28 protein-coding genes, 1 tRNA gene and 1 pseudogene are annotated in these 24347 nt (G+C 73.2%); 15 read left to right on the top strand and 15 right to left on the bottom strand.

All coding sequences use genetic code 11. The features are described 5' to 3' along the window. Positions 1-4: 4 nt before the first annotated feature. The 3 genes from ACIBCA_RS30745 to ACIBCA_RS30735 all read right to left on the bottom strand — a co-directional run bounded on the left by ACIBCA_RS30745 (position 5) and on the right by ACIBCA_RS30735 (position 4011). Positions 5-1396 (bottom strand): hypothetical protein, encoded by a 1392-nt coding sequence (locus ACIBCA_RS30745; RefSeq protein WP_396286305.1) that lies wholly within the window; start codon positions 1394-1396, stop codon positions 5-7. A gap of 263 nt (positions 1397-1659) precedes the next feature. Continuing rightward, a complete protein-coding gene (locus ACIBCA_RS30740) occupies positions 1660-2604 on the bottom strand; it encodes a glutamate ABC transporter substrate-binding protein (protein ID WP_396286304.1) in 945 nt (314 codons plus the stop codon). Positions 2605-2622: 18 nt separating this feature from the next. Beyond that, complete coding sequence (locus ACIBCA_RS30735) at positions 2623-4011, bottom strand: hypothetical protein (RefSeq protein ID WP_396286303.1); 1389 nt, start codon at positions 4009-4011, stop codon at positions 2623-2625. 481 nt (positions 4012-4492) lie between these two features. Between ACIBCA_RS30735 and ACIBCA_RS30730 the strand changes: the two genes are divergently transcribed. Together ACIBCA_RS30730 and ACIBCA_RS30725 are read left to right on the top strand one after the other, a co-directional pair. Then, complete coding sequence (locus ACIBCA_RS30730) at positions 4493-5068, top strand: nucleosidase (RefSeq protein WP_396286302.1); 576 nt, start codon at positions 4493-4495, stop codon at positions 5066-5068. Positions 5069-5096: 28 nt separating this feature from the next. After that, the gene (locus tag ACIBCA_RS30725; RefSeq protein ID WP_396286301.1) at positions 5097-5624 is read left to right on the top strand and encodes a DinB family protein; all 528 of its coding nucleotides are present in this window, start codon (positions 5097-5099) and stop codon (positions 5622-5624) included. Positions 5625-5634: 10 nt separating this feature from the next. Here ACIBCA_RS30725 and ACIBCA_RS30720 read toward each other — a convergent pair whose 3' ends face one another. Beyond that, entirely contained in the window at positions 5635-6528 is an 894-nt protein-coding gene (locus tag ACIBCA_RS30720) for a sigma-70 family RNA polymerase sigma factor (protein WP_396286300.1), read from the bottom strand. 363 nt (positions 6529-6891) lie between these two features. Here ACIBCA_RS30720 and ACIBCA_RS30715 point away from each other — a divergent pair, with 363 nt between their 5' ends. The 3 genes from ACIBCA_RS30715 (at position 6892) to ACIBCA_RS30705 (ending at position 8213) form a co-directional block, all read left to right on the top strand. Then, on the top strand, positions 6892-7341 hold the full coding sequence (locus ACIBCA_RS30715; protein ID WP_396286299.1) for a MarR family winged helix-turn-helix transcriptional regulator: 450 nt from the start codon (positions 6892-6894) through the stop codon (positions 7339-7341). Between the two features lie 133 nt (positions 7342-7474). After that, complete coding sequence (locus tag ACIBCA_RS30710) at positions 7475-7795, top strand: DMT family transporter (protein WP_396286298.1); 321 nt, start codon at positions 7475-7477, stop codon at positions 7793-7795. A 46-nt stretch (positions 7796-7841) separates the two neighbouring features. Beyond that, positions 7842-8213, top strand: a complete 372-nt coding sequence (locus ACIBCA_RS30705; protein WP_396286297.1) for a DMT family transporter — start codon at positions 7842-7844, stop codon at positions 8211-8213. Between the two features lie 6 nt (positions 8214-8219). Here the strand turns inward: ACIBCA_RS30705 and ACIBCA_RS30700 are convergent, their stop codons facing one another. The 4 genes from ACIBCA_RS30700 to ACIBCA_RS30685 all read right to left on the bottom strand — a co-directional run bounded on the left by ACIBCA_RS30700 (position 8220) and on the right by ACIBCA_RS30685 (position 10998). Beyond that, a complete protein-coding gene (locus tag ACIBCA_RS30700) occupies positions 8220-8840 on the bottom strand; it encodes a histidine phosphatase family protein (RefSeq protein WP_396286296.1) in 621 nt (206 codons plus the stop codon). A gap of 22 nt (positions 8841-8862) precedes the next feature. Next, complete coding sequence (locus tag ACIBCA_RS30695; RefSeq protein ID WP_396286295.1) at positions 8863-9234, bottom strand: VOC family protein; 372 nt, start codon at positions 9232-9234, stop codon at positions 8863-8865. Positions 9235-9661: 427 nt separating this feature from the next. After that, complete coding sequence (locus tag ACIBCA_RS30690) at positions 9662-10255, bottom strand: LysE family translocator (protein WP_396286294.1); 594 nt, start codon at positions 10253-10255, stop codon at positions 9662-9664. Continuing rightward, positions 10252-10998, bottom strand: a complete 747-nt coding sequence (locus ACIBCA_RS30685) for a phosphodiesterase (RefSeq protein WP_396286293.1) — start codon at positions 10996-10998, stop codon at positions 10252-10254. Before ACIBCA_RS30685 ends, ACIBCA_RS30690 begins: the two co-directional genes overlap by 4 nt. A 104-nt stretch (positions 10999-11102) precedes the next feature. Between ACIBCA_RS30685 and ACIBCA_RS30680 the strand changes: the two genes are divergently transcribed. The 7 genes from ACIBCA_RS30680 (at position 11103) to ACIBCA_RS30650 (ending at position 14722) form a co-directional block, all read left to right on the top strand. Next, positions 11103-11708, top strand: coding sequence for an ABATE domain-containing protein (locus ACIBCA_RS30680; RefSeq protein WP_396286292.1), 606 nt, complete (start codon positions 11103-11105; stop codon positions 11706-11708). A gap of 86 nt (positions 11709-11794) precedes the next feature. Further along, positions 11795-12136 carry a hypothetical protein gene (locus ACIBCA_RS30675; protein ID WP_396286291.1) on the top strand — a complete coding sequence of 114 codons (342 nt, stop codon included), beginning with the start codon at positions 11795-11797 and terminating at the stop codon, positions 12134-12136. Positions 12137-12285: 149 nt separating this feature from the next. Next, positions 12286-12813: a hypothetical protein gene (locus tag ACIBCA_RS30670; protein WP_396286290.1), complete on the top strand. Its 528-nt coding sequence runs from the start codon at positions 12286-12288 to the stop codon at positions 12811-12813. Between the two features lie 142 nt (positions 12814-12955). Continuing rightward, the gene (locus ACIBCA_RS30665; RefSeq protein WP_396286289.1) at positions 12956-13339 is read left to right on the top strand and encodes a VOC family protein; all 384 of its coding nucleotides are present in this window, start codon (positions 12956-12958) and stop codon (positions 13337-13339) included. A 240-nt stretch (positions 13340-13579) separates the two neighbouring features. Beyond that, positions 13580-13867, top strand: a complete 288-nt coding sequence (locus tag ACIBCA_RS30660; protein WP_396286288.1) for a hypothetical protein — start codon at positions 13580-13582, stop codon at positions 13865-13867. Next, the gene (locus ACIBCA_RS30655) at positions 13864-14211 is read left to right on the top strand and encodes an antibiotic biosynthesis monooxygenase family protein (protein ID WP_396286287.1); all 348 of its coding nucleotides are present in this window, start codon (positions 13864-13866) and stop codon (positions 14209-14211) included. Before ACIBCA_RS30660 ends, ACIBCA_RS30655 begins: the two co-directional genes overlap by 4 nt. Positions 14212-14362: 151 nt before the next feature. Continuing rightward, positions 14363-14722 carry a hypothetical protein gene (locus ACIBCA_RS30650; RefSeq protein WP_396286286.1) on the top strand — a complete coding sequence of 120 codons (360 nt, stop codon included), beginning with the start codon at positions 14363-14365 and terminating at the stop codon, positions 14720-14722. 105 nt (positions 14723-14827) lie between these two features. Here the strand turns inward: ACIBCA_RS30650 and ACIBCA_RS30645 are convergent, their stop codons facing one another. Both ACIBCA_RS30645 and ACIBCA_RS30640 read right to left on the bottom strand, forming a co-directional pair. Beyond that, positions 14828-17047, bottom strand: coding sequence for a hypothetical protein (locus ACIBCA_RS30645; RefSeq protein WP_396286285.1), 2220 nt, complete (start codon positions 17045-17047; stop codon positions 14828-14830). 39 nt (positions 17048-17086) lie between these two features. Continuing rightward, positions 17087-17512 (bottom strand): hypothetical protein, encoded by a 426-nt coding sequence (locus ACIBCA_RS30640; protein WP_396286284.1) that lies wholly within the window; start codon positions 17510-17512, stop codon positions 17087-17089. 348 nt (positions 17513-17860) lie between these two features. On the opposite strand from ACIBCA_RS30640, the gene ACIBCA_RS30635 reads away from it, so the two are divergent. Both ACIBCA_RS30635 and ACIBCA_RS30630 read left to right on the top strand, forming a co-directional pair. Then, positions 17861-17944: transfer RNA gene (locus tag ACIBCA_RS30635), tRNA-Leu, on the top strand. Between the two features lie 62 nt (positions 17945-18006). Next, positions 18007-18531: pseudogene (locus ACIBCA_RS30630) on the top strand (aldo/keto reductase); the annotation flags it as partial. 135 nt (positions 18532-18666) lie between these two features. On the opposite strand, the gene ACIBCA_RS30625 reads toward ACIBCA_RS30630, so the two are convergent. Next, entirely contained in the window at positions 18667-19950 is a 1284-nt protein-coding gene (locus ACIBCA_RS30625; RefSeq protein ID WP_396286283.1) for an MFS transporter, read from the bottom strand. A 95-nt stretch (positions 19951-20045) separates the two neighbouring features. After that, positions 20046-20420 carry a hypothetical protein gene (locus tag ACIBCA_RS30620; RefSeq protein ID WP_396286282.1) on the bottom strand — a complete coding sequence of 125 codons (375 nt, stop codon included), beginning with the start codon at positions 20418-20420 and terminating at the stop codon, positions 20046-20048. Positions 20421-20497: 77 nt separating this feature from the next. Here ACIBCA_RS30620 and sigJ point away from each other — a divergent pair, with 77 nt between their 5' ends. Continuing rightward, a complete protein-coding gene (gene sigJ / locus ACIBCA_RS30615; protein WP_396286281.1) occupies positions 20498-21394 on the top strand; it encodes an RNA polymerase sigma factor SigJ in 897 nt (298 codons plus the stop codon). Between the two features lie 76 nt (positions 21395-21470). Here sigJ and ACIBCA_RS30610 read toward each other — a convergent pair whose 3' ends face one another. From ACIBCA_RS30610 to ACIBCA_RS30600, 3 genes are all read right to left on the bottom strand, one after another. Next, on the bottom strand, positions 21471-22427 hold the full coding sequence (locus ACIBCA_RS30610; RefSeq protein ID WP_396286280.1) for a DUF4232 domain-containing protein: 957 nt from the start codon (positions 22425-22427) through the stop codon (positions 21471-21473). A gap of 84 nt (positions 22428-22511) precedes the next feature. Then, the gene (locus tag ACIBCA_RS30605) at positions 22512-22847 is read right to left on the bottom strand and encodes a cupin domain-containing protein (RefSeq protein ID WP_396286279.1); all 336 of its coding nucleotides are present in this window, start codon (positions 22845-22847) and stop codon (positions 22512-22514) included. A gap of 90 nt (positions 22848-22937) precedes the next feature. Then, positions 22938-24347 (bottom strand): amidase, encoded by a 1410-nt coding sequence (locus tag ACIBCA_RS30600; RefSeq protein WP_396286278.1) that lies wholly within the window; start codon positions 24345-24347, stop codon positions 22938-22940.

Genomic DNA, 24347 nt, shown 5'->3' with positions numbered 1-24347 from the left:
AACCTCAGCCCCCCTGAACCTGTCCGTCGACCGGCGTCCAGCCGGTCGCTTCCCCTGCCTGTGCCGCCTGCTGTGCCTGTTGCGCCTGTGCGTCGGCCTCGGTCTGGGCCGGCCGCAGCGACTGCTGGAAGCGGGCCACCGCGGCGGCCGCCGCCCGCAGGTCGCAGGGCGCGCTCCACAGCAGCCAGCGCGCCTTCTCGTACCGTTCGATCACTTCCGGGTCCTCGGCGACCCGCAGCCGGGCCGCCATGGCCTTGTACGCGTCCAGCCGGCCGCGCAGTTCGGCGCGGACGGCCAGCGGCTGGGTCACCTCGGTGAGCGACTGCCGGGCCCGGTCCAGCTCCTTGGCGGCCGCGTCCTCCAGCGCGTCCAGCAGCGGCGCCAGCCGGCCCCACTGCCCGCTCTGGCGCAACTCCAGCGCGGTGACGATCCGTTCGCGCAGCGCCGAGGCCGGGCCGGGGACGGCGGGGACGTCGCTGGAGGCTATCTTCGCCAGCACCTCGCCGCGTGCCCGGCGGGCCTCGGCCAAGGTGGCGTCGGCCCGCTGGAGCAGGTCGCCGACGCCCTGGAGGCGCTCCTCGGCGTCGTCGCGCAGCCGCAGGACGTCCTCGAGCTCCATGCGGACGCCGTCCAGGGCCCGGCCGGCGTTGTCGAAGCGCTCGGTGTCGACGACGCCGGTGGGCGTGGCGAAGGCCGTGCCCTCCGGGACGGTGCCGCGCTGGGCGGGCACCCGGGCCGGGCGCCACAGCGCCAGCGGGTCCTCGCGGACCTCGGTGCGCAGCGCCGTCAGGTCGGCGGCCAGCGCCGTCAGGTCGTCGCCGAGGGGGTGGCTGCCGGCGCGGACGCCGAGCGAGAGGGCCAGGGTCTGCACCCGGCTGAGCTCGGCCAGCAGCAGGTCGATGCGGGCGGGCAGCGCGGACCAGACGGCGTCGGCGGCGCTGACCACCTCCAGCACGCTGGCGTACCAGGAGTTCATCCGGGTCATCAGCGCGTCCAGGCTGATCCGCTCGACCAGCTTGGCGGGCGCGCCCAGCAGCTGCGGCCCGTCCGGCACCGCGCCGCCGGGGACGGTCACCGCGTCGCCCGTCAAGAGCTCGCTCAGCTCGGCGAGTTCGGGCGCGCCGGGCTTGACCTTGCGGGCCCTGACGGCGCGTGCGGAGGCCAGCGCCTCCGAGTAGCGGTCGAACAGCGCCCACAGCAGCGGCAGGCCCTTTCCGGCGACGGCCCAGCGCTCCTGGGTGCGCCCGGTCAGCTCGGCGCCGTCGAGCAGCCGCAGGCCCGGGTGGTCCTGGAGCGCGAGCAGCGCCGACTCGACCGCGTCGCGCTCCGCGCCGAGGCGGGCGAGCGCGCGGTCCACCTCCTCCCGGCTCAGTACCGGGCCAGCCGATGCCGCCACCGCGGTGTCCTTCCTTCCTCACATGCGGCCGTGCGCCCGCGCGTCGGTGACGCGTGGTCGCACGACAACCCCCGTCGTCGTCCACCACGGGCCTGCCCGCGGTGATCGTCCCGAACCCTAGCCGGTGGCCGTCGGGGCGGCGCGGGCGGTGGGCGTCAAGAGCGCGTGAACGCGCCGCCCGCCCGCGCCGGTCCGAGCCCCGGCCGGTGTTCTGCCCGGTGTCCTGCCCGGTGTTCTGCTCAGTGTCCTGCTCGGTGTCCTGCTCAGTGCTGGCCGGGCCAGTAGCGGTCGGCCTCGTTGACCATGTACGGCTTGAGCCAGCGGTCGTAGGACTGCCGCCAGGCGCCGCTGTTGTAGTAGTCGGCGAGCACCTGGTTGACCCTGGCGGTCAGATCGGGGCTGGTCTTGAGCATCGCGACGCCGATGACCTCCGGCTGGACCTCGCCGTCGAGGATCCTCACGGCCTGGTCCTGGGCGGCCTGACCGGCCGCCAGGCCGTTGTCCGTCATGATGGCGTCGACCTTGCCGAGCTCCAGCTGCACCAGGCAGTCCAGCTGGTTCTCGACCGGGACGAGCTTGGCGGCCGTCGCGTCCTTGGTCAGGAAGGCCTCGGCGGTGGAGCCCTTGGCGGCGCAGACCGTGTGGCCCTTGATCGCCTCCTGGAGCGTCTTCGCCGTCGAGGTCTTCGGCACCAGGATGCGCTGGCTGATGTTGAAGTACGGCTTGGAGAAGGCGACCTGCTCCATCCGCTTGCAGTTGATCGTCATGGTGCGCACGATCAGGTCGACCCGGCCCTTCTGGACGGCGTCGACGCGGTCGGCGGTGGCCACCGGCTTGAGGATCACCTTGTCCGGGTCGCCGATGATCGCGGCGCCGATGGCGCGGGCCAGGTCGATGTCGAAGCCCTCGATCTGGCCGTTGTTCGGGTTGCGGGCGCCCCAGCGGAAGCTGTTCTGGTCCACACCGATGACCAGCTGGCGCTTGGCCTTGATGACCTTCACCGCCGGGCCGTCCTCGGTGCTCGGCGGCACGCTCTTGTACACGTCGCAGTTGTCGTCCGTCACCTCCTGAACGGCCTGCGGCGCGCTCTCGGCGACGGGGGTGGTGGGCGCGGCGCCCGAGGGGCCGCTGCCGGCGAGCACGATCGCCCCGGCGGTCAGCAGCGCCAGCGCGGCGGCCGGCCGGGTGCGTGCGGTGGTCCTTCGCATCTGAGTCCGTCCCCCTCTTTAGCGGTACTCGGCCAGTCGGCGGCCCAGGCCCCGCAGCGCGGAGGCCGCGGCGACCAGGGCGAGCACGGCGGCGGCGACGGCGGCGATCCGCAGGTCGTCGCCGGTGCCCTCGGCGGCGTCGGTGAACAGCTTCTGCTCGGCCGTGGCGGCGCGCTCCAGGGCCTCGTCGGTCTGCTTGAAGGCGGCGTCGGCGGTGCCGGTGGTGTCCGTCTCCGACACGGTGGCCTTCAGCGCGCCGTCGTAGTCGGCCCGGTCGACCTCCAGCGCGTGGGCCACGTCGTGCTTCTGCCGCCACTGGTCGTAGGCCGCGATGGCCTCCTCCAGCGGCTTGGCCGAGGCGGTCGGGCCGATCCGGTACGCCTCCGGGATCGAGCCCTTGCGCAGGGCGAGGCGTACGTCCGGGCCGTCCGTGCCGGCCAGGCGCTTGGTCGCCTCGTCCCACTGGGTCAGGTACTTGCCGGTCGAGCCGCGCGCGACCAGGTGCAGGTTCTCCGACAGCCGGGCCGACAGCACGTCCACCCGGGCCGAGTTGAGCGCCCGCAGCGGCGTCGCGCCGTCGTGGTCGCTGCGCTTGAGCGCTGAACTGGTCGTCATCCCGGTGGTGGTGAGCCAGAGCCCGCCCGCGAGGATCGCGGCGCTGGCTGCCAGCAGGCCGATGTTGAACACCCGGTTGGTGCGGCGGTACAGCTGCCGCTGCACCCAGACCAGCGCCAGCAGGGTCACCAGCGCCAGGCCGTACGCGGCGGAGGGCCAGGACTCGGCCTCGGCGTAGTCCGCGGCCAGCTCCTTGTCCTCGATGTCGCGCAGCCGGGCGGCGGCCGGCAGCAGCACCGTCTGCATCTGCTCGGAGGCGTAGCGAAGGTAGGCGCCGCCGAGCGGGATGCCCTGCCGGTTGTCGGCGCGCGCCGTCTCCACCAGGCCCGCGTAGACGGGCAGTTGCTGGTTCAGCTCGGAGAGGGTGTCCCGGGCGGGGGAGGTGGAGGTGGTGCTGGTGCGGGCGGCGGACTCGGAGAGCAGCCGGGAGGCCGTCCCCAGGTCCGCCTCGTAGCGCTCCCGGACGGCCTTCGGCTCGGCGCCGGCCAGCAGGAAGCCGGAGGCGGAGGTGGTGGCGGCGTCGGCCAGGCTGCGGTGGATCTCGGCGGCGTCCCGGCTCAGCGGCTGGCTGTAGCCCACCACGCGGTCGGCGGCCTGGGCGCGGGTCTCCAACTGCCAGGCGGTGAGGGCGCCGAAGGCGATCGTGAGCGTGGCGAGCAGGGCGCCGGCGATCCGCAGGCGGCCGGGCGCGGTGCGGGTCGCCCGGGACAGCCGGGTGCCGACGCCGGTGGCCAGGGCGACGGGGGTGCGGGGGGCGGGGGGTTTGGGCTGCGTGGTTGCCGTGGTGGCCATGGCGGCGGGTGTGGTGGTCGCGGTGGGTGCGGTGCCCCCCGGTACCGCCAGTGCCGTGCTCGATGCCGGGCTCGATGCCGGGCTCGGTGCCGTGCCGTGTGCTGCGTTCGGCGCAGTGTTCGGTGCCGGTCCTGCGGCGCCAGGTGCGCCGTTGCCTGCTGGTGTCGCCACCCGCCTCACCCTCCCCCTCTGCCGGGCCCGCCCTCGGGCACCCGGCCGTTGCCAGCAGTATGGCCGTGACTCCCCCCGGCCACACCCGACTTGCGTGGATCTTGAGCATGTCGCGCACGGTTCGTGTGCCGTGCCCGCACGGTGTCCCTCCCGTGGCGTGCCGTGGCGTTCCGTCCGACGCGGGCTGCACCCTACGCGGTTCCCTGAACCCGCCGGAACATCGGGGTCCGCAACCCGGTTCTGCAATTCGGCTCCGGGATCCGGCTCCGGGATCCGGGGCGCGGCGGCCCCCGCTCCGTACGATGGCCCCATGCGCCTGCTTGGAACGATCGCCCCCGACCGCCCGCTGCTCGTCGTCGCCGTCCGCGAGGAGGCCGCGTACCTCGACGACAGCCTGCCCGTGCTGCTCACGGGGATCGGCAAGGTCAACGCCGCCGTCGCGCTGGCCACCGTCCTCGCCCAGGGCGAGAAGCCCTCCGAGGTGGTCAACCTCGGCACGGCCGGCGCGCTGCGCCCCGGCCTGGAGGGCACCCACCACATCGCCCAGGTGATCCAGCACGACCTGGACACCCCCGCCCTGTACGCCCTCACCGGCCGTAACTACGGCGCCCCGCTGGTCGTCTCCAAGGGTGACGGGCCGGTGCTCGCCACCGGGGACCTGTTCGTCTCCGAGGAGGCCGCGCGCGAGCGGCTGGCGCGGCACGCGGACCTGGTGGACATGGAGGGCTACGCCGTCGCCACCGTCGCCCACCGGGCCGGGGTGCCGGTGCGGCTCGTCAAGCACGTCAGCGACGAGGCGGGCGACGGCGCCGGGCACACCTGGAAGGAGTCGGTCGACGACTGCGCCCGGCACCTCGCCGACTGGGTCTCCTCCCAGGGGTGGTGACGTCCCGTACGCCCTAGGGTGGGCGCTCGTGACCGATGACACGGTGTTCTTCCGCGGCGGCTCCGATGTGCGCCCGCCCTCGCTCAACGCCGATGAGGCGACGACGCTGCTCGGCTTCCTCGGGTACCTGCGCGAGGCGGTGATCGGCAAGCTGGACGGCCTCTCCGAGGAGGACGCCAGGCGCCCCGGCGTCGCCTCCGGCACCAGCCTGCTCTGGCTCGTCCGGCACCTGACCGTCGTCGAGCTCAACTGGTTCGAGTGGGCGTACGCCGGGCTGGGCGAGCGGCCCGAGGAGTCGGACGAACTCCCGCTCGACGGCTGGACGGTGGTCTCGGCCATCGCCGCCTACCGCGACGCGGCCGCCCGTGCCGACGCGGTGGCGGCGGGCGCTCTCGCCCCGGGCCTCGACCGTCCCGGCGTGCGCTCCCTGCGCCCCGACGACGCCGAGGGGCCCTCGATGCGGTGGGTGCTGGTGCACCTGATCGAGGAGACCGGTCGGCACGCCGGGCACGCGGACATCCTGCGGGAGCAGCTGGACGGTTCGGTCGGGCGCTGAGGGGTTTCCGTCAGCGGAAGGCGGACAGGTCCATCGCGGCCAGGCGCTCCTGATCGGTGATGACCTCGATCGAGGTGATCGAGCCCTCCACGACCGTGAACGCCATGATCGACAGGGCCCGCCCGTTGTCGCCGATGACCACCGCGCCCGCGGTGCCGTTGACCAGCGCCGGGCGGGCGAACGGCGACAGCTTGCCCCACAGCACCGCCTGGCCCGCGACCGTCGCGGCGCCGGCGAGCACCACGGTGTGCCGGGCCATGACGGCGCCGCCGTCCGAGCGCAGCACCACGTCCGGGTCGAGGACGGCGAGCAGCCCGTCCAGGTCCCCGGTGCGGGCGGCGGCGAAGAAGGCGTTCACGGCGGTGCGTTGCCGCCCGAGGTCGCGGTCCGGCGCGGGCGCCTGCCCCTGCACCTTGCGGCGGGCCCGGCTGGCGAGCTGGCGGGTGGCGGCGGCGGTCTTCTCGATCAGCGGGGCGATCTCCTCGAAGGGCAGCGCGAACAGGTCGTGCAGGACGAAGGCGACGCGCTCGGCGGGGGAGAGCGACTCCAGCACCACCATCAGGGCCAGGCCCACCGAGTCCGCGAGCAGCACCTCCTGCTCGGGGTCGACGACGCCCTCGCGGCGCAGCAGCGGGTCGGGGATGCCCGTGCCGGGGTCGAGGGGGTCCTCGCGGCGCTGGGCGCGGTCGCGCAGCAGGTTGAGGCAGACGCGGGAGACGACGGTGGTCAGCCAGCCGCCCGGGTTCGTCACCTCGGAGGTGTCGGTGCGGTCGTAGCGCAGCCACGCCTCCTGGAGGGCGTCCTCGGCCTCGGTGATCGAGCCGAGCATCCGGTACGCGACGGCGCGCAGGTGGGGGCGGTGCTCCTCGAAGAGCGCGGTCCGGGAGGGTCTCGTCTCGTCCACGGTGTGACTTCCTTCGTCGGGGTGGTCGTCTCATCCGACTACGGGGGTGGTGGGGAGATCAACTCCTGGCGTGGGTGGGGGAGGTCACCATCGCGATGGTGTGATCGGACGGGGGTTCGGCGGCGGTGTCCGGTGGCGGCGTCCGGTGATGGGGTGGCGGCCCTCAGCGCCGCCACCCCGTTGGCTTCTCGGCAGCCGGTGGGTCGGGTGTTGAGCCAAACCCCACCTTGGGGTGAAAACTCCGGGTCGAGGTGGCAGAGGTAGTCGTCGCTGGACATCCGCCGGACGTCAGGGCCGGAGGCGGGATGTTGTTTGTATGTGCATGTACTCTGGCGGCATTGTCCACAGTGAGGAGGAGGCGCCATGGCGACGGCACCCGACGCACCCGCGCGCACGTCCGACCAGGCCGCCTGGGGGCGAGTCCTCGCGCTGCACGCGCGTGTGGAGCGGGAGTTGGCCACGGCCCTGCAGCGCCGGCACGGGATAGGGCTGTCGGAGTACCGCTCGCTGGAGCACCTGCACCGCTCCGAGTCGAGCGAGCTGCGCATGCAGGACCTCGCGGACCGGGTGGGCCTGGGGCAGTCCTCGGTGACGCGGCTGGTGGGGCGGTTGGAGGCGGCCGGATTCGCCTTCAAGGACCTGTGCCCGACGGACAAGCGCGGCGTCTACGCCGTCATCACGGACGAGGGCCGCGACCGCTACCAGGTCGCCCGGGCGACGTACGCGGAGGTGCTGTCCTCGGCGCTGAACACGGCCATGGGCGATCCCGAACTGGCGGCGACCGTCCAGGCGTTGCGGGTGGCGCAGAGCTGAGTCCGTCTTGACGAGCTGATGCTTGCTCATGCAAGCTTCTGGTGTTCGGCTGATCGGAGCCTGGGCTCTGTTCGGCCTCCAAGAACATGCACGTACAAGCAACTACATGCTTCTCGTTCCCGGGGGGACACCCATGCAGTGGCTCTACCTCGCCATCGCCGACGTCTTCGAGATCGCCGTCGCCATCGCGGCGGGCAAGGCGGCGGGCTTCAAGCACCGCGGCTGGACGGCCGCGACCCTGATTAGCGGCGCCATCGGCACGTACTTCCTCAGCAAGGCGCTGCTGACCTTCGACGTCGGCGTCGGCTACGCGATCTGGACGTCCGTCGCGGGCGTCGGCATCACCCTGCTGGGCGCGCTGTTCTTCGGGCAGCGCCTGGACTGGCGCAAGGCGCTCGGTGTCGCCGTGATCATCGCGGGCGTCGTCGGGCTGCAACTGAGCGGCGCGGCCTGAGGGTTACGCCCGCTTCCTCGTACGATCGACGAAAGGAACCGTTCCCATGTCCGACACCGCTACTGCGACCGACAGCGTCCGTCGCCCTTCGGTCGACTCCTGGCTCATGCTCCTCCTCGCCGGCGCCTTCGAGGTCGGCTACGCGCTCTGCGTCGGCGGCAGCCACGGCTTCACCCGGCTGTGGTGGTCGCTGGTCGCCGTCGTGTTCTTCCTGCTGACGCTGTGGGCGCTGAGCGCCGCGCTGCGCACGATCGAGGTCGGGATCGGCTACGCGGTCTGGGCCGGGATCGGCTCGGTGGGCGCGGCGCTGCTCGGCCCCGTCCTGTTCGACGAGAGGCTCACGGCCGTGCAGGCCGGGTGGCTCGCGCTGATCATCGCGGGGGTCGTCTGGCTCAAGCTCGCGGACCGGCCGAGCTGACCCCGCTCAGAGGTGGTGGTCGGCAGGGAAGCCCGTCCAGCGCAGGTCGGCGGGCAGGTGCCGCTGATCGTTGTGCAGCAGGACGGCGGGCGGCCGCCCGGGCGTCCACCGCAGCACGGTGAGGCCGGTGTTGGCGTGGTTCAGCCCGAGCCAGCGCCAGCTCGGGGCGCCGAGCGCGTGGCGGACCAGCCAGGCGATGAGGAAGTTGTGGGTGACGAGGAGTTCGTGGCGCACCTGGTCACCCGGCACGGGGCCGGTGAAGCGCTCCACCGCCTGCGCGGCGAGGGCCGGGCCCTGCTCGCGTTCCTCCGGGGTGGTGCGGGAGAGGAACTCCAGGAGGAAGTCGGCACTGTCGGCGGGCAGTTCGGCCCGCTCGGGCACGTACGGGACGTAGTCCCCGGCGCACTCGGAGGCGGAGGGGCTTGCGTCGGGGAGATGCCCGGCGACCAGCCGCGCCGTCTGCGCGGCGCGGGCCAGCGGGCCGTGATGCACGGCGGAGATCGGCCGCCCCGCCAGCCGCCGCCCGAGCAGCTCCGCCTGCCGCTCCCCGCGCTCGGAGAGCCCGCTCTCGTCCGGCAAGGCCTCCCCGTGCCGGGCGAGGTAGAGGTAGCGGGCGGCGCTGCTCATGGGTGGCTCCTGCGGGGGGTGGTCAGGGGTGAGAGGTGTCGATGATGCAGAAACGATTCCCCTCGGTGTCGGCAAGCACGACGAAGTCGGGATCCTCAGGGTAGAGGTCCCAGTCGACGTGCTGCGCCCCGAGAGCGAGCAGCCGCTCGACCTCGGCAGCCTGCTCGGCGGCATCGCCGGCGTACAGATCCAGATGCACCCGGGGGTGCTCCTGCACGGGCGACTCACTGACCCCCAGAGCGATCTGCACCCCGCCGCCCCCCTCCGCCGGCACCAGCACGACCCACCCCTCCTGAGGCGCCTCCCGCGGCACATAGCCCAGCGCCGCCTCCCAGAACGCGGCCGCACGCGGCAGATCGGCGACCCCCAGCACGATGGAACCGAGTCTCAGCATGTGCCGATTATGGGGGAGCGGGCGCAGGAAGTCGGCGTGGCCGACTTCCTGTGCAGAGGCTTCTCGGTATCGGCGCGCTACGGCTCGACCCCACTTCCTGGGCGGCTGGCCTTCTGCCCGAATGCCGCCCACTCGCCAACGGCGGTTGGCTTCGCTGCTCGTGGGTGCGCGGGAAGTCGGCGTGGCCGACTTCCCGCGCAGGGGCCGTCTGCTTGCCCGGCGTCGATCGCCCTCTGGCCTTCGGCCGGGCTGGCTGTTGGCATGTGGTTGCACAGGAAGTCGGCGGCCCGACTTCCTGTGCGAGGGCTGTCCGTTGGCTCGGCGTTGGCTGCTTCCGTTGCCGTGTGGTGCGCGGGGGCGGCGGGGTGGGGCCTTAGAGGGGTGGTGCGCAGGAAGTCGGCCACGCCGACTTCCTGCGCGACCGGGGTCAGGGGATGGCGGTGTGGAGGGCGGTGGTGATGAGGGTGGCGGCGGTGAGGCGGGTGAGGAGGGGGCGGAGGGTGGGGGTGGTGCGGGTGAGGAAGGGGGTCCAGAGGAGGAGCCAGGTGGTGAGGAGGAGGGCCTGGGCGGTGGTGAGCAGGAGCATCTGGGGGAGGACGGGGTGTCCGGGGGTGAGGAACTGGGGGGTCAGGGTGAGGAAGATCGAGGCGGCCTTCGGGTTGAGGACGTTGCCGAGCAGGGCCTGCCGGTAGGTGGAGCGGTCGGTGCGTGCGGGAGGCCGGGGGTGGTGAGGGGTGCCGGCTGAGCGCCAGGTCCAGATGCCGAGGCCGAGGAGGTAGAGCGCGCCGGTGAGGCGGATCGCGGTGAACGCCTCGGTCGAGCGCATCACCAGGGTGGAGAGGCCCAGCCCCGCGAGGGTCGCGTGGACGTACAGGCCCGTGACGGTGCCCAGGATGACGGGTACGGCCGCGCGGCTTCCGTCCGTGCTCACCCGGTGGGTGAGGAGGGCGAGGCTGGTGCCCGGGGTGGCGATGAGCGGGGCTACGGCCGCGAGGTACGCGAGGACGGGCAGGAGCCTCACGGCAGGACCACGCGGAAGTGCGTGGCCAGGCGGTGCCGGTCGTCCAGGATGTGGAAGGCGAGGGCCGGGGGCTGGTCGCGGTCGGCGGGCTGGTCGCCTTCCCAGGGGAGACGCAGGGTCCAGGTGATCGCCGGGCCGACGATGACGGGCAGGCCCGCGAAGGTGGTGGCGGCCGGGGTGTGGGCGTGGCCGGTGAGGAGGGCGGCCACCCCGGGGTGGCGGGCGACGAGGGCGGCGAGGGCCTGGTCGTTCTGGAGCGGGTAGCCGTCCGGGAGCGGGTGGTGCAGCGTGACCGGCGGGTGGTGGAAGGCGAGCAACGCCGGGGTTCCGGGCGGGAGTTCGTCGAGGGTGGAGTCGAGCCAGGCGAGGGTGGTGTCGTCCAGGAGCCCGTCGTCCTCGCCCGGGACGCTGGAGTCGCACATCAGGATCGCCGCGCCGCCGACCCGGTGGAGGCGGTTGATCGGTCCGCCCGAGGAGGGTTCCCCGAGGAGGCCGGTGCGCATCGGCCCCCGGGCGTCGTGGTTGCCCGGGCAGGTGAGGACGGGGAAGGGCGCGGCCAGGAGCCCGGCGGCCTCCTCGTACTCGGCGGGTGATCCGTGGTCGGCGATGTCGCCGGTGACGAGCAGCGCGTCGACGGGGGTCGGCAGGGCGCGCAGGTAGTCCATGACGCGGGTGGCGCGTTCGCGGGCCCGGTCGGTGCCGTCGAGGTGGAGGTCGCTGATCTGGGCGAGGAGGAGGGGCATGGGGTCGCCTTGTCGTCGTACCTAACGGTAAATGGAGGTGAAACCGTTAGGACGATAGACTGTCGCCGACGTGATGATCAAGAGCGCTGGGAGGCGGAAGGACCGTGGCGACGAGTCGGCACCTGGCCCTTGAGCTGGCGGGCACCATCCGGCACGACGGCAACGGCGGCGTCGCGGACGACCTCGCGGAGGCCGGTGGCCTGGCCGAATGGCTCATAGTCGTAAGGGAGTTGCTCACTGCGGAGGGGTACGCCGGGGCGCGCGCCGACGACGGGGACCGGGAGCAGGTGCTCGCCGTACGGGCCGCGCTGCGGGCGCTGCTGGCGCGCGCGGTGAGCCCGGCGCCGCCGAGCCGGGCCGACGCGGGCCGGCTGCTCCCGGCGGACGAGGCGGTGGCCCGCCTGAACGCGGCCGCGGCCGGGTGCCCGGTGGTCCCCCGGCTCGACTGGCCGCGGGACGGTGCTCCGGCGGTACGGCTGCGCCCGGTGGGAGCGGGGGGCAGCGGCCTGGCGGCCGCGTTGGCGCGGGCGGCGATGGCGTTCCTGAGCGGCCCGGACGTGGCGCGGCTGCGGGCCTGTACGGCACCCCGGTGCGTGCGGTACTTCCTCAAGGAGCACGGGCGGCAGGAGTTCTGCAAGGCTTCCTGCAGCAACCGGGCCCGCGCGGCCCGCCACTACCAGCGCCACCACGGGGCGCCCGTCGAGGGGTGAAGCTTGTGCATGCTGATGATCGGATAGGGGAGGGCGTCTCGGCCGAGCTCACGGAGTTCCTCCGGGATGCTGCCGGGGACCGCCCCGTGAACGTCGTCGCCTCCGTGTGCGAGGGGTGCGGCGGGCGCCGGTTCCGCGTGTTCGTCGACGACGAGCAGGGCGCGGCCGGGCGGGTGTGCTGCGCCTGCGACAACCCGGCGTACATCGCCGACAGCGAGGAGGTTTGGGAGGAAGTCGACCCGGGCATGGCCTGCTGCCCTTGCGGGGGTGAGGAGTTCGAGGCGGCGGTCGGGTTCGAACTCGGCGACGACGGTTCGGTCCGCTGGGTGACCGTGGGCCTGCGGTGCCAGGAGGACGGGCAGCCGGGGATCTACGTCGACTGGAAGATCGACTACGCCCCCACCGACCACCTGCTGAGCCTGGCGTAGGGAGGCTCGGCAGCGGACAGCCCCTCTCGCAGATGCGAACGGTCTGGGCTTACCGATCCGGGTATGCCTGGTCGGGGACAGCTCGATCGGCCGGTAGGAGAGGACGCGCATGCTGATGTGCAAGGGCGTTCCGCGAGGGGAGAGTTGGCATGGCGGGGGAATTGTGGGCATCGGCGTTCTCGCTCGCGGGTGTGGTGCTCGGCGGGGCGCTGACAGCGTTCACTCAGCGTGCCGCCCAGCGGTCGGCGGATCGGGCGGAGGAGAGGAGACAGGCGGCAGCGACCGCCGAGACGCGCCGGGCCGAGCAGATACAGGCGATACAGGAGTTCCTCGCGTGCGCCCAGCTCGCCGAGCGGGTGGCCTACGCCCGCCCGGAACCATGGGGTGCCGACGAGGACGGCTGGATGACCAGGGCGCAAGCCGTCATGACCAAGCTCTGGACGGCTGATCGCGGGGTCGTCCTGCTCTGCGACCCGGCTCTGGAGGCGCCCGCCCGCGCTTACGGACGCGCACTCAACCAGGCGGTCTGGCGGGAGATCGGTGACGTGGAGGCCAACGAGTACCTGGAAGAGCACAAGAATGCCTTCATGATCGCAGCCCGGGCGAGCCTGACGAGCGGGGCTGGTCAACTGATCGCGAGCGGCACGGGATCGAGGGGACGCAGCCAGCTTTCCTGACCGGCGGCCCGAGCCCGTGCGTTGCCGCGCTGTCGTTGCGCGCAGTTCGCGCCCGGGAGGGAGGCCGTGCCTGGTGGCCGGTGATTCGTGCGGACGGGCTGGGGGGTGGCGGGGGAGGGGGATGTGGGGGAGGGTGGCGGGCATGGTTTCCGTGGTGCAGAACGTCGCGATTGATTGTGCGGATGCGTATGGGCTGGCGCTGTTCTGGAGTGAGGTGACCGGGCGGCCCTTGGGGGAGGGGGACGGGCCCGGGGATCACGAGGTGCAGGTGGAGCTGGCGGAGGGGCCGGTGCTGTACTTCAGCCAGGTGGCCGAGCCGAAGACGGTGAAGAACCGGCTGCACCTGTGTCTGCGGCCGCTGTCGACGCGGGAGGAGGAGGTCGAGCGGTTGCTGGGCCTCGGGGCGACGCTGGTCGCTGATCGGCGGAATCCGGACGGGTCGGGGTGGGCCGTGCTCGCTGATCCGGAGGGGAACGAGTTCTGCGTGCTGCGCAGCGAGTCGGATCGGGCGGCGATGGAGGCGTAGGGCGCGGTGGGTTGTGGGTCACCGGGTGGCTCGGGTGGCTCGGGTGGCGTTGAGGCGGCATTGGGTGAGGGCGTAGGTGAGGCGGGGGTCGGGGGAGGGCTGTGCGAGGAGGAGTTCGCCGGCGGTGGTGAGGGTGGTCCAGTAGTGGGTGGGGTTGCCGGTGCGGGGGAGGGGTTGGGCGGCGGTGAGGGAGAGGTAGGCGGTGGTGAGGTTGCCGGTGGTGATCCAGCGGGTGAGGCCGTGGAGGTGACCGGCGCGGATGCCGCCGAGGGCGTCGATGGCGGTGTGGAGGAGGTCGACGATGGCGGTTTCGCGGTCGTCGAGTTGTTTGGGGATGTCGAAGATGCCGAGGGCTTCGAGGAGTTCGCCGGTGTCGTGCTCGCTGTTGGGGCGGGGGTCGGCGAGGAGGGCGTGGTAGCAGTCGTCGAGGCGGCGGTCGGCTTCGGCGGCGGGGATGGCGAGAGCCGCGCAGACGGCGCGGGCGGCGCGCAGGGGTTGGTGGGTGCGGCGGGCGAGCTTTCGGCATGACCGTGCCCGTGCCCGCGTCGCTGCCCGAACCGCCGTACTACGCCGTCATCTTCACCGCCGTCCGCACGCCCGGTGACAACGGCTACGCGGAGGTCAACGAGCGGATGTCGGCACTGGCCGCCGAGCAGCCGGGTTACCTCGGCATCGACTCCGCTCGCGGCGCGGACGGCCTCGGGATCGCGGTCTCGTACTGGAAGGACGAAGCCTCGATAGCCGCGTGGCGCGAGAACCTCGAGCACACCCTCGCCCGCGAGGCCGGCCGCGAGCACTGGTACTCCTCGTACTCCCTCCACGTCGCCAAGGTCGAGCGTTCCTACGGCTTCACCCGCCCCACGGACGCGTAAATCGGGGCGACAGGCCCGGGTCGGGCATGCCAGGCTGGGCGCATGATCTTTCTCCGAAAGGGCGATGCCGCGTAGGTCGCCCGGCGCGTTGCGCGCCCAGACGCGGGCGGTCCGGGGCCGACAGGGCCAGCCGTTCAGCCAAGTACGAGGCATGAAGCGAAGCTCCCGGGCCGCCGTACGGCGCCTCGAAGCCGCACGGTTCTCGCCCGGGTGCCTGAGCGAGGCGCTCGGCCGGTACGAGCAGTTCCTGCGACGACCAGGGCGGTGGCTCTACGTGCCGCTCGCCGACTGCCCCTGCCACGACGTGCTCGATGCGCGGGATCAGGTGCAGGCCATGCTCTGCGCTCTACCGCCCTCCGCGCGGCGGGAGTTGAACCGGATCGTCTCCAGGCTCGACGCGGAGTTCGAGCGCCGTACGCTCCCGGACCCGTACGCCACCCGGCGGCTCTTCGGTGGCTGGTTCGACGCTCCCAGGTGGCCCTGGTGGCACCTGAGGCTCACCGGACCCTAGGCTCGCGGGCATCTCCCAACGGGACGCACGTCGAGCCGGTGCTGCATTCCAGTCGTTGAAGCCGCCAGCCGGGTCCGACCCTCGGACCCGGCGGGCCGCTCGGTCCTATCCGCCGCTGCCCTTCGCGTTGACGACGAGGTTGTACACCGCGCCCTTCGAGAAGCCGGTGTCGGCGTCGATCTTGCCCTCGGTGATGAGCGCTTGTACATCCGCCGGGCTGAGGCGGGAGTTGGCCGCAGCATCGGTGATCGCCTGCTGGACCCCGCTGGTGAGGCTGTCGCCGGCGCCGTTGAAGAAGACCTTGCCGTCCTGCACGGCGACCTGCGTGGTGTCGATCTTGTTGGACTCGATCAGCATGGCGAAGAGCTTGTCCGCAGGCGCGGTCAGCTTGTCTCCGTGCGGTACCAGACTGAGCGCCTTGTCGAAGCCGGCCTGCGCGTACCTGCCATTCCTGTCCAGCGCGTCGTTGTACGCCTGGTCGGACGCGATGTGCTGGTCGTGTACGCCGATGACCCGCGATTCGCTGAGGTGTCCGTCCACCACCCCGCTGTAGTACGTGGCCTCCTTGATGTGCGTGACCAGCGACAGATCCGCCTTGTCGGCCCCGGAGATGTACTGCTGGAGGACGGCGGCCGTGTGCCCCTGGTTGGCGTTGGCGACGATGGCGTACGAGTCCGGGTCGCGGCCCAGAGCCTCCAGCAGGCTCTTCGTGGCCGTGGACTCGAAGGCGACGGGGTAGCCGCTGTTGGGGAGGTTGCTGCCGGGGACCATCGCCCGCTGCACGTCCGCGATGTAGTCGGCGCCCATCCGGGCGAGGCTCGGTTTGAGCGCGGACAGCTTGCCGTCGCCGTTCATGATGTCGCCCAGGGCGCCGTCCCCTCCCTGCGTGCCGAAGATGTCGACGACCCGTTTCATCAGGTCGGCCTCGTTCTTGTCGTGGCCGGTGGCCGGCAGGTGCAGCGGGTCGGCCTTCGTCGCGGACTCCAGGGCGCTGCCGAGTGCGGCCACGCCGCGGTTCTTCCGGTTGTCCGGATCGGTGGCGATGTCCTGCCAGTCCTTCTCGTGGACGTAGTAGTCGAGATAGTCGGCGGGCTTGTGCTTGGCGTTCGGAGCCGGATCGACCGTGCCGTCGCTGTGGTAGGCCGTGTGGGCACTGGTGAAGAACTCGTTGGACGCGGCCGGGCTGTGGGCGAGGGCGGTGAGCAGGTCGGTGGTCGGCTGGTCGGTGATCGGGATAGAGCCGGGCGGCATCCCGGCGATGTCCAGCAGCGGCCAGTTGCCCTTGAGCCCCGCGTCCAGCTGGGTGATGTGCTCGGCGACCGGGACGAGGAAGTGCGGGTCGTAGTCGCCGCTGGTCAGCAGCGGGGCGAGCAGCTGGTAGCCCATGAGCTGGGGGTTCGGCGGCGGGTACGGGGTCGCCACCTTCGTGCCCGCCGCGCGGAAGGCGGTGGCCCAATCGTCGGACAGGTGGGGCTCGTTGGTCTGGCGGGTGGCGGTGGCCAGGGCGAGTCCGAGCCGGTCCTGGAGGGAGTTGTAGGCCGCCCAGCGCGGGTCCTTCGGGCCGCCGGGGCGCTTCTTCGGGTCCCCGAGCATGCCGAACAGGGAGGAGGTGAGGCCGTCCGGGCCGAGGTCCTGGTAGAAGCGGGTGGAGAAGGCCGGATCGCGCCAGTCGGTGTCCAGCAGCCTTGTCAGTTCGGCGAGTTCGGTGTCGCTGATGTCCCCGCCCTTGCGCAGGAGCGCGGCCGCGCGGTCGGCGTCCGCGAAGGCGGCGACGGAGTTGAAGGTGTGGGTCGCGTCGGTCTTGGCGTCCGTGGTGAGCAGGGCGGCCAGCCGTTCGTCGGCGGCGGTGGCCTCGGCGACGGCGGCATCGATGGCGTGGCGGGCGGCTTCGGCCTTGGGCTGCCACTCCTGGAGGTAGGCGCTGTAGCCGTCCACGTCGTGCCGGGTGGCGGCGTCGGCGCGCGGCCAGGTGACGGCGCCGGTGTCGGTGACGCCGAGCCCGGTGGTGCGGGCGTCGGCGAGGGTCTTGTCCAACTTGGCGCGGGCGGCGCGGAATTCGGTGGCGGCGTCCCTGAACACCTTGGCGAAGGCGTCGGCCTCACCGGCAGCGGCCGTCAACTGCTGGTTGGTGAAGGCGAGTTTGGGGCGGGCCAGGTCCGACACGGCGCCCGACCAGGTGCCGCTGCCGGCCTCGAAGCGGCTGGTGACCGTCTGCTTCCAGTCCTCGTCCATCGTCCGGAGTTTCTGGGCGACGGTGGTCCAGGCGTTGGCGGCGGTGTCGAGGCTCGCGAAGTCGGCGGTGCTGAGTGTGTGGAAGTCGACCATGAGCGTGTGTGTTCCCCCGTCGTGCGGCTCGCGGTGCCGTCAGAAGGTCATGTGGCGGCGCAGCGCGGCGTCCTGGCGCTGGTAGTTGGCCGCGGTGGCGCGCAGGGCCTGGGAGGTCTCGCCGATGGTCTTCGCGAGGGCGTCGACGCACTGGTCCCAGTTGGTGGCGGCCGTCTTCGCGGCCTTGCCGGTGGCCCAGTCGGCGAGCGCCGTGGCGACCTTGCCGGTGGCCTCGTCGGCGGAGTGGCCGTCGGTGGTGAGGCGGCCGTGGATCTGCTCGGCGTTGCCGGCGGCGGTGGTGAGCGCGCCGGTGTCGGCGCTGAAGCCGGTGCCGGCGCTGCTGCGGGCGGAGTTGAGCTGCGTACGGGCCGTCTCCTGGGCGCGGGCCCGGGCGGTGAGCTCGCCGTTGTCGTCGTAGGCCCACGGGTTCATCATCCGGTCGAACGCGGTCGCGCGGTCGCTCATGTGCCCATCCCCTCGAAGTCCTTCTCGAAGTCGCTGCTGTCCGGGGCGCCGAGCGGTGGTGCGGCAGCGTCCTGCCGGGCCGGTGGTGCGCTCGGTGCGTACCTATCAGGCGCCTGGCGGGTGTCCGGCGGTTGCAGGTGTTACGGGCACGAATTTGCTTGTGCGGGTCAGGAGTTCAGGTACGGGGCGGAGGTGTCCCGCGCTGACCGGGCACCGGCCACCGGCCGGGACGCGGCCTGCTACGGGCCGGTCGACCTTCCGTAGGCCCCGGAGGGACGGGACCGCGGCCATGTCCCCGTGGTCAGAAGCACCCCTGAGCATGGTCTATGCTTAACCCATCACCCAGATGCGCGGGTGGCGGAATAGGCAGACGCGCTGGATTCAGGTTCCAGTGCCCGAAAGGGCGTGGGGGTTCAACTCCCCCCTCGCGCACAGAGAACGGCCGGTCGACTCAACAGTCGACCGGCCGTTTTGCTCTCTCGGTCGGGGGTTTCATGGCGGGGATCGGTCGGTTCGGCAGCGCGGTGACGGGGGTCGAGCTCGGGCTCGGGTTGATCGGGATCGGGCGGCCGTGGCCCCGGCCGGACTCGGCGGTGTGCGGCCCCGAGCAGGCGTGGGCGCTGCTGGAGCGGGCGCTGGAGCTGGGCGTGCGGGTGCTGGACACCGCTGCCGCGTACGGGCGGAGCGAGGCGGTGCTCGGGGAGTACCGGGCCTCGCTGCCCGCGGCGCGGCGCGGGGAACTGCTGGTGGCGACGAAGTGCGGGGAGACCTGGCCGGCGCCGGAGGGCGGTGGGGCGCCGGACCACTCGGTCGGGGCGCTGGAGGAGAGCTACGGGCGGTCGCGGCGGCTGTTGGGGCGGGTCGACCTGCTCCAGCTGCACAAGTGCACCGTCGAGGACCTGCGGGACGAGCGGCTGCTCGGCTGGTTCGAGGGGCTGAGGGGCTCGGGCGAGGTGGGGGCGGTCGGGGTGAGCGTCTCCTCGGAGGAGGCGTTGCGGGCGGCGCTGGACGCGGAGGTCTTCGACACCGTGCAGTTCCCCGCGAACGCCTCCGCGAACGCGAACGGGAACGGGGCCGGGGTCGGGTTCGCGGCCGTGTACGGGGAGGGGGAGCGGGAGCGGGCGGCCCTGCCGTTGCTGAACCGGCCGATGGCGTCAGGGGCGCTGGCGGGCGCCCCGGTGAATCCGTTCGCCTTCCACGCGGGCGCGTTCCGGCGGGCCGTCGTGCTCACCGGGACGACGCGGGTCGCGCATCTGGAGGCCAACGTGGCCGCGCTCGCGGCGGCGCTGGAGGGTGAAGAGGGCGATGAGCGTCAGGGCGGCGGTCAGGCCGGCGAGGAGCATCACCGCTGAGACCCCGGCGCGGTCCACGACGGCGCCCCCGGCGAGCGCGCCGAGGGAGATCGTCGCCTGGAACGAGGCCGTGAACAGGACGGAGGCTTCCTCCGGCGCGTCCGCGGCCGCCCGGGCGAACCACGTCCTGGACGCCACCGGCACCGCCCCGTACGCCACGCCCCACACGACCAGCAGCGCGAGCGCGCCCGCCTTCGAGCCGCCCAGCACCGGCAGCAGCGCGGTGGCGCCCGCCAGGAGGCCCGCCGCGACGGCGAAGCCGAGGCGGGGGCGGCGGGAGACCAGGGCGCCGATCGCGAAGTTGCCGAGGATGCCGGCGGCGCCGTAGAGCAGCAGGAGGACGGTGACCAGGCCCGGGCCCGCGTGGGTGACCTGTTCGAGGAACGGCGTCACGTAGGTGTAGGCGCCGAAGTGGGCCAGCACGATCAGGACGGTGAGCAGCAGGGCGAAGCGGCTGCCCGGGCGGCGGGCCACCGTGCCGATCGCGCTCAGGCTGGTGGTGCCGGTGGGCGGCAGTGGCGGTACGGCCGCGAGGAGGAGGGCCAGGACGGCGACCGACAGGACGGCGAGGACGGCGAAGGCCGTCCGCCAGCCCGCCAGTTCGCCGATGAGGGTACCGGCCGGGACGCCCAGCACCGACCCGAGCGGGACGGCGGCGAAGATCACCGAGGTCGCGCGGGCGACCCGGTGCGCGGGGACCAGCCGCTCGGCCAGGCCCGCCCCGATCGACCAGAAGCCGCCTATGGTGACGCCCACCAGGACGCGTGAGACCAGCATCAGCCAGAAGCCGGTGGCCGCGGCGGCCAGGGCGTTCGCCAGGGCGAGCAGGAGCATGAAGGCGGCCAGCATCCGGCGGCGGTCCACCCGGGCCGTCGCCGTCGTCACCAGCGGGGCGGCGACGGCGGCGAGGAAACCCGGCATGGTCATCATCAGGCCCGCGAGGCCGTCCGAGACGGTGAACTCGGCGCCGATGGAGGTGAGCAGGCCGATCGGCAGGATCTCCGTCGTGACGATGGCGAAGATCCCGAGCATGACGGCGATGACGCCGATGGTGCCGAGCCGATCGGGAAAGGGTGTGCGGGGCATGAACGTCCGTTCTGTGCACGGTGGTTCGGGACCGGCCCAGTGCAGCAGTCCGGACGGGGGGACGGCTGGCGGGTTCGCGCCGTCACCGTTGCGGCCTACCTCCGCTGGGTGCCCGCGAGCGCGAGGACGCTCAGGCCGAACATCAGGACGCCCAGGGGGAGGTGGACCGACGGGACGTGCGCGATGCCCAGCACCACCTGCACGGAGGCGAGCACCAGGAAGCCCGTCGCGTGCCAGACCGGGCGCAGCGGGCCGCCGCCCGGCTTCCAGGCGAGCACGGCCGCCAGGAGGTAGAGCATGGAGGCGGCGTACATCACGCGGGCCCCGGCGCTGTGGAGGGTCTCGCCGTAGTGGGTCGTCAGGAGCAGGCCCGCGGAGACGGCCTGGGTGAAGATCGTGAGGGTCTGGAGGGCGATGGCGAGGCGGAGGAAGGGGAAGGCGCTGCGCGTCGCGGGGGTGGTGGTGGCCATGTCGGGTCCTCTTCCGGGTCGGTAGGGTCGGGCTCTCTCGATCTTTCGACGAAGCGGGCCCGCGAAAGGTAAGGCGGTTGGGTGTGGAGGCTGTCGACGGCCGGATAGCCGGTGAGCGGGGCCGGCTGATCAACATCGGGTACCGCCTGCTCGGATCGCTGGTCGAGGCCGAGGACGCGGTGCAGGAGGCGTACGCGCGGTGGTACGCGCTGCCCGGGGCTCGGCGGGAGGAGATCGCCTCGCCGGGGGCGTGGCTGACGACGGTGACCGGGCGGATCTGCCTGGACGTGCTCGGCTCGGCGCGGGTGCGGCGGGAGCGGTACGTCGGGGCGTGGCTGCCGGAGCCGCTGCCGGGGTGCGTCGGGGACGTGGCCGACGCGGTGGTGCTGGACGAGTCGGTGGGGATGGCGTTCCTCGTCGTGCTGGAGACGATGACGCCGGCGGAGCGGGTGGCGTTCGTGCTGCACGACGTGTTCCGGTACCCGTTCGCGGAGATCGCCGAGGTCCTCGGGCGTACGGCGGCGGCCTGCAAGCAGCTGGCGTCCTCGGCGAGGCGGCGGGTGTCGGCCGCCGAGGGGGCGTCGGTGGCCAAGGGGGCGTCGGTGGCCGTGGACGGGCGGGCGGAGCTCGTGCGGCGGGTGAAGACGGCCTGGGAGGGCGGGGACGTCGCGGCGCTCGTCGCCGTCCTGGACCCGGCGGCCGTGATGACGGCCGACGGCGGCGGGATGGTCGGCGCCGTGCTGCGGCCGGTCGAGGGCGGGGCGCGGATCGCCCAGTACATGGTGGCGATCGCGGACATGGCGCCCGGGCTGGAGCTGGTGGAGCGGCCGGTCAACGGACTGCCGGGGCTGGTGGCGCTGCGGGACGGGGTCGTGGTGACGGTGGCGGCGTTCGACGTGGCGGACGGGCGGGTGAGTCGGATCTGGGTGGTGCGGAATCCGGCGAAGCTGGGGCCCTGGGCGGGGGAGGGTTAGGCCGAACGGGTCACTACGGATGTAGTGCCACTACGCGAGTAGTGGCACTACATCCGTAGTTCCGGGGCTGGAGGGCTTAGCTCGCCGGGGGCCTGGGCGGGTTTGCGGGGGTGTCCGCCTGCCGCTGCCAGGCGCCGATGCCGAGGCGGCCGGTGGTGCCGAGGTCGAACTCGGGGGTGACCATGACGGGGGCGGAGGCCGGGGTGGCGCGGACGCGGGCGTAGGGGGCGTTGACCGGGGTGCCGTCCTGGGTGGTGTTGCGCCAGACGAGAGTGGACTGGGCGCGTTCGCCCGGGCGCAGGATGAATCGTTTCGGCGGGGCGTCGGCGCCGGTGCCGGTGGCGATCTCGGCGCCGCCGGAGAGGAGGCGGACGCCGTCGACGGGCTGGTGCTCCAGGTCGAGGAGCTGGAGCTGGGGGTAGCCGTCGAGGGTCACGGGGGTGGTGCCGCAGTTGTGCAGCAGCAGGCCGACCGCGCGCAGGCCCATCGCGGAATCGCCCTGGTCCGCGTACAGGCGCAGGCCGGACGCGGGGCAGTCGCCGGTGGGCTTCGGGGCCTCGGCGGTGGGGACGCTGCGGACGGTGGCGACCTTCAGGCGGGCGGGGGTGCCGCCGGGGCCGGCGGTGCCGAGGTCGAGGCGGCCGCGGTCGGTGGCGCCGGGGGCGAGGGCGGTCACGGTGTGGGGCAGGCTCGACAGGGCCTCGCCGGTGGCGGTGACGCGGTTGAGCAGCACGGTGACGTCGGCGGGTTCGGTGCCCTGGTTGGTCACCTCGTACGTGGTGCAGCCCGGGCCGCCGAGGGTGAACCGGATGCCGCCGGTGGCCGCGGGGGTGGCCGGTGTGCAGGAGGGGCCGCCGGCCGTCGAGGTGGGCTCGACCTCGGCACCGGCGCTACCTCCGGCGCTGCCTCCGGCACTTCCGGCGCCTCCGGCCCGGACGGTGCCGCAGCCCGCCAGGAGGGCGGTGGCGGTGGCGGCCGCGACCGCCACCGTGGCGGCGGTGAGCGGGCGTCGGGGGCGTGAAGGTCGGCGCATCGGCTGATTCGATCACGAACGGGAGGCCGTGGCTGTGGCGCCCGCCACTCGCTGTGAAACGGCCCTGCAACGGGTGGCGGGCGGTCAGCCCTCGGGGTAGAAGACGAACAGGGTGCAGCCGGTGCTGCTGGACGGCACGTGCCAGGATCCGGCCGGGGCGTGCAGGAACGTTCCGGCGGGGTAGTCGCGGGCCCCGTCGTTGAAGGTGCCGGACACCACGTAGACCTCCTCCGGGCCGGGCTCGTGGACGTCGCGCCCCTCCCAGGTGGAGCCCGCCTCCAGCCTCACCACGTGCGCCGAGGAGCCGCCCGCCCCCTGCCACAGGGTGCGCAGCTCGATGCCGGGGAACAGCTGACGGGCCGGGGCGTCGTCGACGAAGGAGGAGGTGTAGCCCTCCTGCTCAAGGATCTCTGTCTGCATGCCCGTCAGCCTGCCGTGTACGGACCGAAGCGGAACAGGGCCTTCGAAGACAACGTGTGGCGCGATTTCCACCCGGCGGACAGGGGCTGTTCAGCGCGGGTCGACGGGCGTGAAGGTGCCGAGGCGGTCCTCCACCGACTGCGCCGCCGCGAGGCAGAGGTCCTCGCGGAAGGCGGTGCCGACGAGCTGCACGCCGACCGGCAGGCCGTCCTCCGCGACGCCCGTCGGGACGGCGACCGCCGGGAGGCCGAGCAGGGTGGTCACGCTGCACAGGCGCATGGCCTCGGCCACGCGGTCGCGGCCCTCCTGGGAGCGGGACTCCAGGCCGGGCTCGACCGGGGGCTCCGTGAAGACCGGGCCGAGGATCAGCGGGTACTCCTGCATGAGGGCGGCCCACTCGCGGCGGATGCCCGCCGTGGCGCTCGTCATCCGCATCAGCCCGGCCGCGTCCATCGGCGGGGTGCGGCGCATGGTGAAGTCGATGTAGCGGGAGGCCGCCTCGCCGAGCAGCTCGCGCACGGCGGGCCAGGTCGGGGCGAACTCGGTGACGGGGAGGCCGTGGTAGTACTCCGTCGCCTCGTCGAAGCGGGGCAGGTCCGTGAGTTCGCGCACCTCGTGGCCGGCGTCGCGCAGGGCCCCGGCGGCCCGTTCGAGCGCGGCGCGGACGGTGGGGTGGACGCCGTGCCCGCCCGGGTCGGCGACCAGGGCGACGCGGACGGGCCGCTCCGGCGCCGGGCCGTACAGCGGCACCGGGAGGGCGCGCGGGTCGCGCGGGTCCGGGCCCGCCAGGGTCTCGTAGGCGAGCCGCAGGTCTCCGGCCGTACGGGCCAGCGGGCCGTCCACGACGAGGAGTTGGGAGGCGAGCCCCGGGTCCTCCGGGCCGATGACGCGCTGGTCGGCGGGGAAGCGGCCGGTGGTCGGCTTGAGGGCGGCGACGCCGCAGAAGGAGGCCGGGATGCGTACGGAGCCGCCGGAGTCGTTGCCGAGCCCGAGCGGCGCCAGGCCCGCGGCGACGGCCGCGCCGTCCCCGCCGCTGGTGCCGCCGGGGGTGCGGGTGGCGTCCCAGGGGTTGCGGGTGTCGCCGTAGAGCTCGCTGCGGGTGTGCATGCCGGAGACGATCAGGGTCGGCAGGTTGCTGTGGCCGATCGGGATCGCCCCGGCGGCGCGCAGCCGGGCGACGGGGACGGCGTCGGCGCGTGCGGTGAGCGCGGAGAAGCGGCGCAGGCCGAAGGTGGTGGGCACGCCCTCGATCGGGGTGGACTCCTTGACGGTGAAGGGCACTCCGGCCAGCGGGCCCAGAGTCTCGCCCGCCGCGCGGCGCCGGTCGATGTCCTCGGCGGCGGTGCGGGACCGGTCGGCGAGGAGCTGGGTGACGGCGTTGACCTGCGGGTTCACCTCGGCGATCCGGTCGAGGTGGGCGTCGACGACCTCGCGGGCGGACACCTCCCCGGTGCGGACGGCGGCGGCGAGTGCGGCGGCGGGCAGTTTCCAGAGGAGCAC

Origin of the sequence: Kitasatospora sp. NPDC051170 (assembly GCF_044455705.1) — a bacterium.
Lineage (GTDB): Bacteria > Actinomycetota > Actinomycetes > Streptomycetales > Streptomycetaceae > Kitasatospora.
The sequence above is the reverse complement of the archived record's forward strand: the minus strand, read 5'-3'. Positions and strand labels throughout refer to the sequence as shown.